Source organism: Pseudomonas sp. GW821-FHT03E01, assembly GCF_059420765.1.
Map to the genome: position 1 here is coordinate 122,534 of NZ_JBWKUI010000010.1, position 14,945 is coordinate 137,478.

The following is a 14,945-nucleotide window of genomic DNA, read 5'->3' on the forward strand; positions in this document are numbered from 1 at the left end:
GTCTTTTTTATTGTTTGATTTGTTGGACTTTCGGGTATGGCATTCAGTGTGTAGAGCGGGAATGCAAAGCCAATGCCAGACCGGCAGAGCGATGAAGGAGGCGTTTAAGGGCACCATCGCGGGCTTGCCCGCGATGGCCTTCTGAAGGGCGATACAGAAATACCTGTATCGCCCCCCGGTTTTTAGAAGAAGCCCAACGGGTTGATGTCGTAGCTCACTAGCAGGTTTTTGGTCTGCTGATAGTGATCGAGCATCATTTTGTGGGTTTCACGGCCGACGCCGGACTTCTTGTAACCACCGAACGCGGCGTGTGCCGGGTACAGGTGGTAGCAGTTGGTCCACACGCGACCGGCCTTGATGGCGCGGCCCACGCGGTAGGCGCGGTTGATGTCGCGGGTCCAGAGGCCGGCACCCAGGCCGAACTCGGTGTCGTTGGCGATGGCCAGGGCCTCGGCTTCGTCCTTGAAGGTGGTGATGCTCACCACCGGGCCAAAGATTTCTTCCTGGAACACGCGCATTTTGTTGGTGCCCTTGAGCAGGGTCGGCTGGATGTAATACCCGGTCGCCAGGCTGCCCTCGAGTTTTTCCACCTTGCCACCGGTCAGCAGCTCGGCGCCTTCGCCCTTGGCGATGTCCAGGTACGAAAGGATTTTGTCGAATTGCTGCTCGGACGCCTGGGCGCCGACCATGGTGTCGGTGTCCAGCGGGTCGCCACGCTTGATCTGCAGGACTTTTTTCATGACAACTTCCATGAACTCGTCGTAGATCGACTCCTGTACCAGAGCGCGGGACGGGCAGGTGCAAACTTCGCCCTGGTTGAAGAATGCCAGCACCAGACCTTCGGCGGCTTTCTCGATGAAGGACGGTTCGGCCTGCATGACGTCTTCGAAGAAGATGTTCGGCGACTTGCCTCCCAGCTCCACGGTGGACGGAATGATGTTCTCGGCGGCGCATTTCATGATGTGCGAGCCGACTGGAGTCGAACCGGTGAAGGCGATCTTGGCGATGCGTTTGCTGGTGGCCAGGGCTTCACCGGCTTCTTTGCCGAAGCCTTGCACCACGTTGAGCACGCCAGGTGGCAGCAGGTCGCCGATCAGCTCCATCAGCACAGTAATGCCCAGCGGGGTTTGCTCGGCAGGTTTGAGGACAATGCAGTTACCGGCGGCCAGGGCCGGAGCGAGTTTCCAGGCGGCCATCAGGATCGGGAAGTTCCACGGGATGATCTGCCCGACCACGCCCAGCGGTTCATGGATGTGATAGGCCACGGTATTGCCGTCGATCTCGGCGGCACTGCCTTCCTGGGCGCGAATGCAACCGGCGAAATAGCGGAAATGGTCGGCGGCCAGCGGGATGTCGGCGTTGAGGGTTTCACGCACGGCCTTGCCGTTGTCCCAGGATTCGGTGATCGCCAGCAGTTCCAGGTTCTGTTCGATGCGATCGGCGATTTTCAGCAGCACCAGCGAGCGTGCCTGGGCGGACGTGGCGCCCCAGGCATCGGCGGCGGCATGGGCGGCGTCCAGGGCTTTTTCGATGTCTTCGGCAGTGGAGCGCGGGAATTCGGCAATCGGTTGGCCGTTGACCGGCGAAGTATTGGTGAAGTACTGACCTTTGACAGGCGCGACGAACTCGCCGCCGATGTAGTTACCGTATTTGCTCTTGAACGAAACGATAGCGCCTTCAGTACCGGGGTGAGCGTAACGCATGATGGGTTTCTCCTTGGCTTTTGTGCTTATAAGGGAGGACGCGCCAGAGCGCGGTAACAAGCGTAGAGCAAAGGTTGGGCCACCGCCTCGCAAGTCAGTTAAATCAAGGGCTTGTGTATTTTTTGTCGGACGGCTGGGCGGTGCTTGTGACGCTTGCGGTACAACCCGTGTGACACTTTGTACCGCTTGTGGCACAGCCTGTGACCGATGGGTCTTGCCAGCATTGCAATGCGTCGATGGCTGGAGGATGCTGGGCCTCAAATGGCCCACAGGTAATCCTCTGTGGCGAGGGAGCTTGCTCCCGCTTGGCTGCGAAGCAGTCCAGAAATGTCTGCCGGTCATGATTTTTGGCGAGCGCTTCGCACTCGAGCGGGAGCAAGCTCCCTCGCCACAAGGTATGTGCCAGCCCCTTAAAGAGGGTTCAGCACAGCCCTCTGGGAGAATAATAAGAAATGCACGACAACCATTTGAGTCGCCATGCCCAGCAAGTGTTGACCGTGACCCAGGGTAAGTCCCACCTGCACGGTCCCGGCAGCGATCCGTCTATTGCCCGCTCCTGGCTGCGTTGCCTTGAGGACTATCACCTCGACCCGGCCCTGACCATGGCGCCGACGGTGCTGGAGCATGGCCGTCTCCTGGAAAGCCGCGAACGTTTGCAGCAAGTGCTGCAGATCGCCGGCAACGAAATGACCAGCCTCCACCAGCAACTCTCCGGCGCCGGCCACGCAGTGTTGCTGACCGACGCTCGCGGGGTGATCCTCAACTGCGTCACCGCGCCCGCCGAACGGAAGATTTTCGAACGCGCAGGCCTTTGGCTTGGCGCCGACTGGAGCGAAGCCTGCGAAGGTACCAACGGCATCGGCACCTGCCTGGTGGAGCGCCAGTCCCTGACCATTCACCAGGACGAACACTTTCGTGGCCGCCACACCGGCCTGACCTGCTCGGCAAGCCCGGTGTTCGACCCTCATGGTGAACTGTTGGCGGTGCTTGACGTGTCTTCGGCGCGTCATGAGGTTTCGCGGCAGAGCCAGTTTCACACCATGGCCCTGGTCAATCTGTCGGCGAAGATGATCGAGAGCTGTTATTTCCTGCGTTACTTCGACAATCAATGGCTGCTGCGTTTTCACTTGCAGGCCGAATCCGTCGGACTGTTCAGCGAAGGGCTGCTGGCGTTCGACGGGGAAGGGCGGATCTGTGCGGTCAACCAGAGCGCGCTGAATTTGCTGGGGCATATTCGTGGCGGGCTGTTGGGCCAGCCGGTGGAGGCGTTTTTCGACTGCTCGCTGAATGAGTTGCTCGGCCGCGCGAGCGCCAATGCCAGCGCCAGTTGGCCGTTGCGCACCCGCGACGGGCGGCGGCTGTTTGCTGTATTGCGTGGGCAGCCGCGCAGCATTCCTGCACCGGTGGTGCAAAGCCCGGCAGTGGCCGAGCGTCCACGGCTGTCGGGTATTTGCCTGGGCGATGCCGCGTTGCAGGAAGACTTCCGCAAGGCCTTGCGGGTGTTCGAACGGGACGTGCCGTTGCTGATCAACGGCGAAACCGGCTCAGGCAAGGAGGCTTTCGCCAAGGCCGTGCATCAGGCCAGTCAACGGGCGGAAAAATCGTTCGTCGCCCTCAATTGCGCGGCGATCCCCGAAAGCCTGATCGAAAGCGAGTTGTTCGGCTATCGCGGCGGCAGCTTCACCGGTGCCCGCAAGGAGGGCATGCGTGGCAAGTTGCAGCAGGCCGATGGCGGAACTTTATTCCTGGATGAAATCGGTGACATGCCGCTGAGCATGCAGACCCGGCTATTAAGGGTGCTGGAAGACCGTCAGGTGGTGCCGATTGGCGGCGAGCCGGAATCGGTCAATGTGCGGATCATCAGCGCCACTCACCGTAACCTGCTCGAAAGGGTGCAGGACGGCAGTTTCCGCGAGGATTTGTATTACCGGCTCAATGGGCTGGAAGTCGCATTGCCAGCGTTGCGCGAGCGCACGGATAAATCACAGTTGCTCGACTTTCTGTTGGCCGAAGAGGCGGGCGGGGAGACGGTATTGATTGATGCAGCGGCGCGGCAGGCCTTGCTGGATTTTGCCTGGCCGGGGAACGTGCGGCAGTTGCGCAATGTGCTGCGGACCCTGGCGGCGTTGTGTGACGGCGGTCGGATCGGGCTGGAAGATTTGCCGGCGATGATTCGTCAGGTCCGGCCGGTGACGGTGGCGACGATTGAAGCGCCGTCCGAGTATCCGTTGGACGATGCCGAGCGGTTGGCGTTGCTCAACGCACTGGAACAGCAGCGCTGGCACATGACCCACACCGCCGAACAGTTGGGTGTGAGCCGCAATACCCTCTACCGGAAGCTGCGCAAACACGGCATCGCACGATAGCCGTTTTTGTGGCGAGGGGGCTTGCTCCCTCAGCCACAAAAAAATGCGCTCGATCAGCCAAGCGGTTGTGTCACGTTCAGCTAAAGAGTGCGATTTTCCCCTCCCTACGCTAACCTGCGGCCATGTTTTACGAGGTCGACTATGCACATTCATATTCTTGGTATTTGCGGCACTTTCATGGGTTCGATGGCGGTTCTGGCCAAAGAGCTAGGCCATCATGTGACCGGCTCCGATGCCAACGTCTATCCGCCGATGAGCACTCAGCTGCAAGCCCAGGGCATTGAGTTGACGCAAGGTTACGACCCGGCGCAGCTCGATCCGGCCCCGGACCTGGTGGTGATCGGCAATGCCATGTCCCGCGGCAACCCGGCGGTCGAGTACGTGTTGAACAAAGGCCTGCCGTACGTCTCCGGCCCGCAATGGCTGGCCGATCACGTGCTGCAAGGCCGCTGGGTGCTGGCGGTTGCCGGCACGCATGGCAAAACCACTACCAGCAGCATGCTCGCCTGGGTCCTGGAACACGCCGGCATGAGCCCGGGTTTCCTGATCGGCGGAGTGCCGCAGAATTTCTCGGTGTCGGCGCGTCTGGGCGATACGCCGTTCTTCGTGATTGAAGCCGACGAATACGACAGCGCATTCTTCGACAAGCGCTCCAAGTTCGTTCACTACCGCCCGCGCACGGCGATCCTGAACAATCTGGAGTTCGATCACGCGGACATCTTCCCTGATCTGGCGGCCATCGAGCGACAGTTCCACCATTTGGTGCGGACCATTCCGAGCGAAGGCCTGGTGATCCATCCGACCACCGAGCCGGCCTTGCAGCGCGTGATCGAGATGGGCTGCTGGACTCCGGTGCAAACCACCGGCGCCGGCGGTCAATGGCAGGTCAAACTGCTCAGTGAAGATGGCTCGAAGTTCGAAGTGATGTTCGAAGGCGTCGCTCAAGGCGTGGTCGAGTGGGACATGACCGGTCAGCACAACGTCGCCAACGCCTTGGCCACCCTGGCCGCCGCGCGTCACGTCGGCGTCGTGCCGTCGATGGGCATCGCGGCACTGAGCGCGTTCAAAAGCGTGAAGCGCCGGATGGAAAAAGTCGCGGAAGTCCGTGGCATCACCATTTACGACGACTTCGCCCACCACCCGACCGCCATCGCCACCACCCTCGACGGTTTGCGCAAGCGCATCGGCGATGCGCCGCTGATCGCGATCATCGAGCCGCGCTCCAACTCCATGAAGCTCGGTGCTCACCGTGATGGTTTGCCGGAAAGCGTAGTCGATGCCGATCAGGTGATCTGGTATTCGCCGGCCAACCTCGGTTGGGACCTGGGCGCCACGGCGGCGTTGTGCACCGTGCCGTCGATTGTCAGCGATTCGCTGGAAGGCATCATCGAGCGCGTGAAGAGCCAGGCCCAACCCGGCACTCACGTGGTAATCATGAGCAACGGCGGCTTCGGTGGCCTGCACGGCAAACTGGCCGAGGCGCTGCAATGAACAATGGTCCGGAACGCATCACGCTGGCGATGACCGGCGCTTCGGGCGCCCAGTACGGCTTGCGCCTGCTCGACTGCCTGGTGCGTGAAGACCGCGAGGTGCACTTCCTGATTTCCAAGGCCGCGCAACTGGTGATGGCCACCGAGACCGATGTCTCGCTGCCCTCCAAGCCGCAGATGATGCAAGCCTTCCTCACTGAATACACCGGTGCCGCCGCCGGGCAGATTCGGGTGTACGGCAAGGAAGACTGGATGTCGCCGGTGGCATCGGGTTCCGGCTCGCCAGCGGCGATGGTGGTGGTACCGTGTTCCACCGGGACCTTGTCGGCGATCGCGACCGGGGCCTGCAACAACTTGATCGAGCGGGCGGCCGACGTGACGTTGAAGGAGCGCCGCCAGCTGATTCTGGTACCGCGCGAGGCGCCGTATTCGAGCATTCATCTGGAAAATATGCTCAAGCTGTCGAACATGGGCGTGACGATTTTGCCGGCATCGCCAGGCTTCTATCATCAGCCGCAAACCATTGATGACTTGATCGACTTCGTCGTGGCGCGAATTCTCAATCTGCTGAACATTCCGCAAGACATGCTGCCGCGTTGGGGCGAGCACCATTTGAGCAGTGATGAATAGGCTGCTGATCATTCTGCTGGCGGTGCAACTGGCGGGCTGCGCCACGGCGCGCACCCTCGATGCCGCCAAACCCGGGGCACCGGTGGTGTATTCGGGGACGCGTCTGGATTTGTATGCAATGAACGGCGGGTGCTGCGCCATGGACAGATTTGGCGCAGAAGCGCCGAGTTATCCCGGTGTTGATCTGCCGGCCAGTGCTTTGCTCGACACATTGCTGTTGCCGTTGTCGTTGTTGACGGTTTTAGGTGTTGGGTTTCAGGCGACCGGCGGATTATAGAAGAGCGCTTCGCGCTCTATTCGCGGGCGCTGCTGGATTACTTGCCTAACTTGCGCAATTCATCCGACTCGACAATCCGTACGCCATCCTGTTCTTCCAGCGCCAGGCGCCACATGGCGCGGGCCAGTTGGCAGGCTTCGATGCCGTGGTATTTGCCCGGAATCAATTTCGACAACGGACCGGCAACCCGTTCGGCCAGTCGCGGCTCGGCGCGATCGCCGAGCAACAGCGAAGGCCGGCAGATGGTCAGCTGCGGCCAATTCTGCGCGCGCAATGCGTGTTCCATCTCGCCTTTAACCCGGTTGTAGAAAATCGGCGATCTGCGGTCGGCCCCCAAGGCACTGATCACGATCAGGTGCCGTGCGCCCATTTCCCGGGCACGTTTGGCGAAGGCCACGACCATGTCCAGGTCCACCGCGCGAAACGCTTCCTCGGAGCCGGCTTGCTTGATCGTGGTGCCGAGGCAGCAGTAGGCGACGTCGACGCGACCGTTCAATTGCGGCAGAAACTCCGTCGGGTCGCCGACCGGGTTTTCCAGGTGAGGGTGTTCGGCCAGTGGCCGGCGTGAGGGGGCTAATACGCGTGCAATCGTTGGCTCGTTGAGCAGACGGTCAAGCAAATGTTCACCGGTTAACCCGGTAGCTCCGGCAAGCAATACATGCTGAGGCGTCAAGTACATAGTTATTCCCCCTTGATACTGTTCAGCTTAGTTGCTCTTTTCATCCTTGCTGATAGAGACACTTTGCAATGCCTTTCGTGCCTGCTGCTTGCGTAACAATTGCCAATGGGCGAGCACGGCTTTCGGCGCCCAGATCTGTGGTTCGGAAGCTTCGAAGCTGTCGGCCAGCTCACGCTCGGCCACGGTGGCGCTGGCCCGTTTGAAGGCTTGCTCCAGATCGTCGGTCTGGTTCAGCGCCTGGGCGAACAGTGCGTCGCCGAAATAGGTGAAGTTGGCTTCTTCCGAGCACCCGAAGGACACCCGGTCGGCGCGCGAGGCGGTCATGATCAGGGTGTGTTCATCCTTGAGGGCAGGGATGAAGCCGCCGGAATAACAGGACGAAATCACGATAATCTTGTCGCGCTTCTTCAGGGGCGCGAGGACGGCGGCGAGTTCGTCGGCCGGCAGGTCGGCCAGCTCCATGCGTGGCTGGTCGAGTACCAGCTCGTGTTCACTGGAGCCATGGCTGGTCAGGTAAATGAACAGCAAGTCCTCCGGACCACTGCGCTCGGCCAGGGTCTGGGCGGCGCGGCGCAGGTTTTCCCGGGTGGCCATCGGCCGGTCGCCGAGGTGGTCGCGATGGTTGACCAGGCGAATCTGGCCGAAAGCGCCGAAACGGCTGGCGAGCATGTTGGCGACGTAGTCGGATTCGCGCAGGAACACGCTCTGCTTGCCGTCACCGCCCAGGGTCAAGGTGTACAGTTCGACCGCCGGAGTCGAGGCCGGCACGTTGGCCAGTGCTTCGTCGAGCAAGCGGCCCTGGGCCAGCAAGCCGAGTTCCAGGGTGTCGGGCAGCAGCTTGCCGTCGGCGTCGCGCACGCGCTGGCTGTTGATCCAGGTGCCGCTCAGCACTGTGCCATCGGTCAGCACCAACGTGCCTTTGCCCTGATAGTTGTCGCCGTCGAACTGACCGATATAGAAACTGCCATCGGCCAGGTTCAAGCGGCCCTGACCGGTAAAACGCCAGTCGCTGAACTGACCGATGTAATGACTGCCATCGGCGCCGATCAACTCGCCCTTGCCGTTCAGCACGCCTTCCTTGAACTGACCGATCCAGACATCGCCATCGGCGTTTTCGTAGCGGCCCTTGCCATGCAATTGATTGTTCTTGAACCCACCGACGTAGATATCGCCATCGGCGCTGTTGAAAGTACCGTTGCCTTCCAGTTGGCCATCGACGAAGTGCCCGGTGAACTGATTGCCGCTGGCATCGCTGCGCTGGCCTTCGCCGTTGGGTTTGCCGTGGGCGAACTGACCCTGGTACTGGCTGCCGTCTTCGAGTTCCAGACGACCGAGCCCTGAATATTGGTCGGCCTTGAATTCGCCGCGATAGGTCATGGCGTTTTCTTTGAGGGTGCCTTCACCGTCCCGTCGACCGGCCTTGAAACCGCCGGTGTAGCTGCTGCCGGTGGTGGTCAGCGTGCCCTGGCCGTCGAACAGCCCCTGCTGGAACTGCCCGCGATAGACCTCGCCGTTGCTGCCGTGCCATTCGCCCTGGCCATGCCATTGGCCTTTGTCGAAGTGACCGGCATACCAGCTGCCGTTCGGGTAATCGATGCGACCCTCGCCTTGCAGCAGGCCGTTGACCAGATCACCACGATAGCGTCCGCCATCCGGCAGGCGGGCGTCGGGGGGCAACAGCGATTCGCCATCGCCGCAAGCGGTGAGCATCAGGGTCAGGGCAAGGAGTGCAAGTGAGCGCATAGCGGGATCCGGGCAATTAGGCGACGGAGTATGCCGCAGCTATGTGTCGCATTTATAGAGACACGGCACAGACACAGCGCGAAACAGCATGAGCTGCTTCGCAATCAGGCATGTGTCAGACGAAGCAGAGGGACAATGGCTCGGCGATATAGGCCGGTTTGTCCGATCCTTCGATTTCAAGCGTAGCGGTGGCCTTGAGCAGCCATTGGCCGGGTTTCTTCTCGGTGACGTCGTTCATGTCGACCTTGAGTCGAACCCTGGAATTAACCTTCACAGGCTGGATGAAACGCACGCTGTCCAGGCCATAGTTGACCACCATCTTCGCGCCTTCGGGCAGGATGAGGATGTCTTCCATCAGTTTGGGGATCAGCGACAACGACAGGAAACCATGGGCGATGGTGCTGCCAAAAGGCGTTTGCGCGGCTTTGACCGGGTCGACATGGATGAACTGATAATCGCCTGTGGCTTCTGCGAACAGGTTGATGCGTTCCTGGTCGATGGTGAGCCATTGGGAACGTCCGAGTTCCTTGCCGACATAATCTTTGAGCTCTGCAACTGGAACATAGGGCATTGAGACTCTCCTTGGGTTCATCGGATTTATAGTTTTTCGAGTGGGGGACTTGACCTCCCTGCGAACCACTTTAGATCAACATGACAAATTGCTCCGGTCAACTGACCATGCTTTTGGCGAATGCCGACTCATAGCGTGCTTATAATGTCGGGCCCCTTCTTGGTGGGGGAGAGCGCGGGAGAGGATGGATGTTGTTACGTGGCCTGACCTGGCTGGTGCTGTTTCAATTGCTCGGCACAGCCCTCAATCATCTGTTTTTGCCGGTGCTGCCGGGGCCGATCATTGGCCTGCTGTTGCTGCTGGGGTATCTGATCAGCCGCGGTCAAGTCGGCGAACCGCTGAACCTTGCGGCCAGCAGCCTGTTGCGTTATTTGCCGTTGCTGCTGGTGCCGCCGGCCGTGGGCGTGATGGTCTACGCCACTGACATTGCCGCGGATTTCTGGGCGATCACCGGTGCGCTGGTGTTGTCGTTGGTGCTGTCGATGGCCTTCGCCGGGGTGCTGATGCAGCGCCTGGTCAAGCGTCACTCCCATTCCGAGGACAGCCAATGATGTTCGATTGGCACGGCGCCTGGGCGTCGGTGATTCATCATCCGCTGTTCGGCATCGGCATTACGCTGGGCGCGTATCAATTGGTGCTGGCGGCGTTCGAGAAAACCCGCTGGATTTTTCTGCAACCGGTGCTGGTCTCCATGCTGCTGGTCATCGGCGTGCTGGTCAGTTGCGGCCTGAGTTACGTTGAGTACCGCAAGAGCACCGAGATCCTCAGTATCTTGCTCGGGCCGGCCACCGTTGCGCTGGCGGTGCCGCTGTACCTCAACCTGCGGCGGATTCGACAGTTGTTCTGGCCGATATTTACTACGCTGGTGATAGGTGGCGTGGTCGCCACGGGCATGGGAGTGCTGCTGGGTTGGTGGTTCGGCGCCGAACACATGATCCTGATGACCATGGCCCCCAAGTCGGTGACCTCGCCGATTGCCATGCTGGTGGCGGAGCAGATTGGTGGCGTCGCGGCGCTGGCGGCGGTGTTCGTGTTGATTACCGGGGTGATCGGAGCGATCTTCGGGCCGAGTCTTTTGACTCGTCTCGGTGTCCACAGCCCGGAGGCCCGCGGTATGGCTCTGGGCATGACCGCCCATGCGGTCGGCACGGCGGTGGCCATGCAGGAAAGTGAGGAGTGCGGCGCCTTCGCGGCGCTGGCGATGAGTCTGATGGGCGTGGCCACGGCGGTATTCCTGCCGTTGGCGGTGTCGATGGTGGTGTAAGGAAATGTCTATGAGTCTGCCGCTTTTTCCGCTGAACACGGTGCTGTTTCCGGACTGCATCCTCGACTTGCAGATTTTCGAAGCACGCTACCTGGACATGATCGGCCGTTGCATGAAACAGGGCAGCGGCTTCGGCGTAGTGTGTATTCTCGAGGGCGAAGAAGTCGGCATCGCTCCTGAAGGCTACGCGCGGGTGGGGTGCGAGGCGCGGATCACCGATTTCCATCAGCAGGACAACGGCCTGCTGGGCATTCGGGTAAAGGGCGGGCGGCGTTTTCACGTGGTGCGCACCGAGGTGCAGCGCGACCAGTTGATCGTCGCCGAAGTCGAGTGGCTCAAAGATGAACCTGAGCAACCGCTACAGGATGAAGATGCCGACCTGGTCGCGCTGCTCAAGGCCTTGGCGGAACACCCGATGGTCGAAGCACTGAGCATGGGCACCGAAGCGACGGGGCAACAGTCGCTGGCCAATCAGTTGGCGTATCTGTTGCCGTTTTCCGAGGTGGACAAGATCGACTTGCTGCAACTCGATGATCCGCAGCAACGGCTGGATGCGATTCAGGCGTTGCTGGATGAACTGCAGGGTGAGTTGTTTGCCTGATGTCCACTGAAAGATCGCAGCCGCTACAGGTGCGATCTTTCAATCCTCAATATGCATACCGCAACAAAGCTTGCGGCAAATGCCGCAACACAAAGAAGCCGAACAACGCCAGCAACGACGGCAACACCAGCCACCAGACCTTGGGTGGCATGGCGTTGAGCGGCACCTGGCGTTGCGTCAGCCACAGGCTCGCCGCACACACGCATGCCGCCAGCATCGCGCCGGCCAGTACATCGGTAGGCCAGTGCGCCCCCAGGTAAACCCGCGACAGGGCAATCGCCAGCGCCGGCAAACAACCCAGCAACAACCAGGTCAGGCGCATTCGCGGCGGTTGTCCGCGGCCAGCCAGCACCGCTAGCGTCAGAAACAGCGCGAACGAGCCCGAGGCGTGGCCGCTGGGCATGCTGTAGCTGGTCAGTGGATCGCTCAGCACTTCCGGGCGAATGCGGGCGAAAAAGTGCTTGGTTGCCGTGTTGCCCAGCGCGGTGAAAAGCAACGTGCTGCCGGCGAAGATCGCGTGCCGCCATTGTCGCGTCAGCAACAGCAGGGCCGTCAACAGGGCGCTGATCATAAACATGTTGCGGAACTCGCCAATCAGCGTGAACACCACGGCTACTTCATCGAGCATCGGGCTGCGGTGTTCCTGCACCAGGGTCATCAACCCTTGGTCGAGGGCGGTCAGGTGCGGATAGCCGATGAACAGTCCCGCCAGAATTAGAAAACTCATGCCGGTGATCAGCATCGTCGCCTTGCGATGGCGGCGCATGCTGCTGGTAATGCTCAAGCCCACCATGACGGCGATGCTGCCGGCAACGATCCCGGCCTCGGGCCAGAACCCTTCGGGCAATGGCAAGCGAATCGCCGCGCCGGTGGCCCAGCCGGGCAGCAGATAGGCAACGCTCCAGCCCGCGGCGGCCAACAGGCTGACGGCGGCGAAGCGGGGGAAGGGCATATCGAACATACCTGCGACCATCGGCAGCATTGGTCGCAACGGGCCGATAAAGCGTCCGACTAACAGGCTGGCGATGCCATAACGCTGAAAATACGCTTCGGCCCCGGCGATCCATTCCGGATGATGGCGCAACCCCGGCAGGCGCCGGATGTTCTGGTGGAAATGTCGTCCCAGGAAATACGAAACGATGTCGCCCAGCACGCCGCCGAGGAAACCCAGCAGCAATGTTTCACCCAGCGACAGTGCGCCACTGCCGGCCAGTACTGCCGCGGCAAACAACAACACCGTACCGGGTACGATCAGCCCGGCAATCGCCAGGCACTCCACACACGCCACTACGAACACTGCCATGGCCAGCCACTGCGGATTGACCGTCAGCCAACCGATCACGCTATCGAGCCATGGGCCCATAAAAACAACTCCATCGAATGTTCACTTGGCCCCAAAGGGATGAATCTCCCAAATGCTGAACGACCGCTCCCACTGGGATTCCCGTTTGCCCGGGCACGTTTCAAGTCAGCAAAAAATAATCACGCCCTTCGACCTGACCCCGACGCATCGGATTGCGAGTGCAGTACGGCGCGTAAGCCGCATCGACGAAACGGTACATTAAATGTTCGTCGCGCCCCTGGGGGATGCCCAGGCGTGTGGTCTGGATGATATGGCCGGGCGCAGGCCCGATGTCTTCCACCAGCAGCACTTCATGGTCAAAACGCTTGGCGTCCCAGACCGGCACCTTCAGCCCCAGCGCCTTGCACAGCAACGTCTGCCCGGCGCACAGCTTTTGTGAGGGGCGAGGGCGGCCCTGGGCGTCGGGATTGTTCAGCAGCATCTGCGCCAGGCTGGCTGGCCCGCTCAGTTCATCGACCCATGGATAGGCGGATTTGATCAGCACCGCATTGCCCGGACCTTGGGCACTGAAGTTCAGGGAATCGCCGCCGCGGGCGTAATACATATAGATGTGGCCGCCATCCAGAAACAAAGCCTTACGCTTTTCTGTGTAGCCCAGGGAGGCGTGGCTACCCTTTTCTTCGCAGTAATAGGCTTCGGTCTCGATAATCCGGGCGCTGAGCCACAGGTCGTCGACCCGGTGGCGGATGATTTTGCCCAGCAGATCCCGGGCCAGCGTTTGGGCGTCGCGGTCGAAAAATGCATCCGGCAGAGCCTTGGGCGGGCGCGTTTCGGACGCACGAACAGTCAGGTTAGTCATGATGAACAGCGTTTATCAGGGCTGATTGAGTCGTGATGATAACAATATGCAACTTAATCACGGCTGAACGTCGGCAAATTGCCCTCCATTTCGACCATCCGCCCGTCACCGCTGTTAGTCGGGGGGCGCGACAGCTATAATCTGCCGCTTTATTCTTTACCAAGCCTAGCAAAGACCATTACAGACCATGACTGAGTCCGTTCTTGACTACATGACCCGTTTGGGTCGCGCCGCCCGCGAAGCTTCCCGCGTGATCGGCCGTGCCAGCACCGCGCAGAAAAACCGCGCCTTGCAGGCGGCCGCCAATGCGCTGGATGCTGCGCGCGCCGAGCTGACCGCAGCCAATGAACTGGATTTGGCCGCTGGCCGCACCAATGGTCTTGAGCCGGCCCTGCTGGAACGCCTGGCGCTGACCCCGGCGCGCATCGACGGCATGATCGTCGGTTTGCGTCAGGTCGCGGCCTTGCCGGACCCGGTCGGCGCGATCCGCGACATGAGTTACCGGCCGTCGGGCATTCAGGTCGGCAAGATGCGCGTGCCGTTGGGCGTGATCGGGATCATCTACGAATCCCGGCCTAACGTGACCATCGATGCTGCCAGCCTGTGCCTGAAGTCCGGCAACGCGACCATCCTGCGTGGCGGCTCCGAAGCGATTCACTCCAACCGCGCCATTGCCGCCTGCATCCAGCGCGGCCTGGCCGAGGCCGATCTGCCGGCCGCGGTGGTGCAAGTGGTCGAAACCACCGACCGTGCCGCCGTCGGCGCGCTGATCACCATGCCCGAATACGTCGACGTCATCGTGCCCCGCGGCGGCCGTGGCCTGATCGAACGGGTCAGCCGCGATGCCCGCGTGCCCGTCATCAAGCACCTGGACGGCATCTGTCACGTCTACGTCAGTGCCCACGCCGATCTGCCGAAAGCCCAGCGCATCGCATTCAACGCCAAGACTTACCGTTACGGCATCTGCGGCGCGATGGAAACCCTGTTGGTCGATCAGGCCGTCGCCAAAGAGTTTCTGCCGGCGATGACTGCCCAGTTCCGCGAAAAAGGCGTCGAGCTGCGCGGTTGTGAGCGCACCCGGGCGATCATCGAGGCCGTCGCGGCCACTGAAGAAGACTGGACTACCGAATACCTGGCGCCGATCCTCTCGATCCGCGTGGTCGACGGGCTGGACCAGGCCATCGAGCACATCAACCAGTACGGCTCCCATCACACCGACTCGATCGTCAGCGAAAACCTGGCTGACACCCGGCGTTTCGTGGCTGAAGTCGATTCGTCCTCGGTGATGATCAACACCCCGACCTGCTTCGCCGATGGCTTCGAATACGGATTGGGTGCCGAGATTGGCATTTCTACTGATAAGCTGCACGCCCGCGGCCCGGTGGGCCTCGAAGGTCTGACCTGCGAGAAGTACATCGTGGTCGGTGACGGTCAGCTGCGCGGCCAGGAGTCGCTCTGA

General features: G+C 61.0%; 14 protein-coding genes. 8 read left to right on the plus strand and 6 right to left on the minus strand.

The window, feature by feature from the left end; genetic code table 11:
* Window positions 1–182: 182 nt before the first annotated feature.
* Window positions 183–1,703 carry an acetaldehyde dehydrogenase ExaC gene (gene exaC, locus AC07VO_RS18110; protein ID WP_018925737.1) on the minus strand — a complete coding sequence of 507 codons (1,521 nt, stop codon included), beginning with the start codon at window positions 1,701–1,703 and terminating at the stop codon, window positions 183–185.
* A gap of 452 nt (window positions 1,704–2,155) precedes the next feature.
* Here exaC and AC07VO_RS18115 point away from each other — a divergent pair, with 452 nt between their 5' ends.
* The 4 genes from AC07VO_RS18115 (at window position 2,156) to AC07VO_RS18130 (ending at window position 6,466) form a co-directional block, all read left to right on the plus strand.
* Window positions 2,156–4,069, plus strand: a complete 1,914-nt coding sequence (locus tag AC07VO_RS18115) for a sigma-54-dependent Fis family transcriptional regulator (protein ID WP_018925738.1) — start codon at window positions 2,156–2,158, stop codon at window positions 4,067–4,069.
* Between the two features lie 141 nt (window positions 4,070–4,210).
* Entirely contained in the window at window positions 4,211–5,560 is a 1,350-nt protein-coding gene (gene mpl / locus AC07VO_RS18120; protein ID WP_086945943.1) for a UDP-N-acetylmuramate:L-alanyl-gamma-D-glutamyl-meso-diaminopimelate ligase, read from the plus strand.
* Window positions 5,557–6,189 carry a flavin prenyltransferase UbiX gene (gene ubiX, locus AC07VO_RS18125; RefSeq protein WP_030129554.1) on the plus strand — a complete coding sequence of 211 codons (633 nt, stop codon included), beginning with the start codon at window positions 5,557–5,559 and terminating at the stop codon, window positions 6,187–6,189. Before mpl ends, ubiX begins: the two co-directional genes overlap by 4 nt.
* A complete protein-coding gene (locus AC07VO_RS18130) occupies window positions 6,182–6,466 on the plus strand; it encodes a YceK/YidQ family lipoprotein (RefSeq protein WP_018925741.1) in 285 nt (94 codons plus the stop codon). Before ubiX ends, AC07VO_RS18130 begins: the two co-directional genes overlap by 8 nt.
* 37 nt (window positions 6,467–6,503) lie before the next feature.
* Here AC07VO_RS18130 and AC07VO_RS18135 read toward each other — a convergent pair whose 3' ends face one another.
* From AC07VO_RS18135 to AC07VO_RS18145, 3 genes are all read right to left on the minus strand, one after another.
* Window positions 6,504–7,145 carry an oxidoreductase gene (locus AC07VO_RS18135; RefSeq protein WP_018925742.1) on the minus strand — a complete coding sequence of 214 codons (642 nt, stop codon included), beginning with the start codon at window positions 7,143–7,145 and terminating at the stop codon, window positions 6,504–6,506.
* Between the two features lie 27 nt (window positions 7,146–7,172).
* Window positions 7,173–8,888 carry a C13 family peptidase gene (locus AC07VO_RS18140; protein WP_018925743.1) on the minus strand — a complete coding sequence of 572 codons (1,716 nt, stop codon included), beginning with the start codon at window positions 8,886–8,888 and terminating at the stop codon, window positions 7,173–7,175.
* 115 nt (window positions 8,889–9,003) lie between these two features.
* A complete protein-coding gene (locus tag AC07VO_RS18145; protein WP_007937463.1) occupies window positions 9,004–9,459 on the minus strand; it encodes a MaoC family dehydratase in 456 nt (151 codons plus the stop codon).
* A 188-nt stretch (window positions 9,460–9,647) separates the two neighbouring features.
* On the opposite strand from AC07VO_RS18145, the gene AC07VO_RS18150 reads away from it, so the two are divergent.
* The 3 genes from AC07VO_RS18150 to AC07VO_RS18160 are packed head-to-tail and all read left to right on the plus strand — an operon-like array spanning window position 9,648 to window position 11,324.
* Window positions 9,648–10,010, plus strand: a complete 363-nt coding sequence (locus tag AC07VO_RS18150) for a CidA/LrgA family protein (RefSeq protein WP_018925745.1) — start codon at window positions 9,648–9,650, stop codon at window positions 10,008–10,010.
* Window positions 10,007–10,723, plus strand: coding sequence for an LrgB family protein (locus AC07VO_RS18155; RefSeq protein ID WP_018925746.1), 717 nt, complete (start codon window positions 10,007–10,009; stop codon window positions 10,721–10,723). The genes AC07VO_RS18150 and AC07VO_RS18155 overlap by 4 nt, the downstream gene beginning before the upstream one ends.
* Before the next feature lie 10 nt (window positions 10,724–10,733).
* Window positions 10,734–11,324: an LON peptidase substrate-binding domain-containing protein gene (locus AC07VO_RS18160; protein WP_086945942.1), complete on the plus strand. Its 591-nt coding sequence runs from the start codon at window positions 10,734–10,736 to the stop codon at window positions 11,322–11,324.
* A 46-nt stretch (window positions 11,325–11,370) separates the two neighbouring features.
* On the opposite strand, the gene AC07VO_RS18165 is transcribed toward AC07VO_RS18160, so the two are convergent.
* On the minus strand, window positions 11,371–12,687 hold the full coding sequence (locus AC07VO_RS18165; protein ID WP_086945941.1) for a bifunctional DedA family/phosphatase PAP2 family protein: 1,317 nt from the start codon (window positions 12,685–12,687) through the stop codon (window positions 11,371–11,373).
* Window positions 12,688–12,787: 100 nt separating this feature from the next.
* Window positions 12,788–13,486, minus strand: a complete 699-nt coding sequence (locus AC07VO_RS18170) for a DNA-3-methyladenine glycosylase (RefSeq protein ID WP_064620614.1) — start codon at window positions 13,484–13,486, stop codon at window positions 12,788–12,790.
* Window positions 13,487–13,673: 187 nt separating this feature from the next.
* On the opposite strand from AC07VO_RS18170, the gene AC07VO_RS18175 reads away from it, so the two are divergent.
* On the plus strand, window positions 13,674–14,945 hold the full coding sequence (locus tag AC07VO_RS18175) for a glutamate-5-semialdehyde dehydrogenase (RefSeq protein ID WP_086945940.1): 1,272 nt from the start codon (window positions 13,674–13,676) through the stop codon (window positions 14,943–14,945).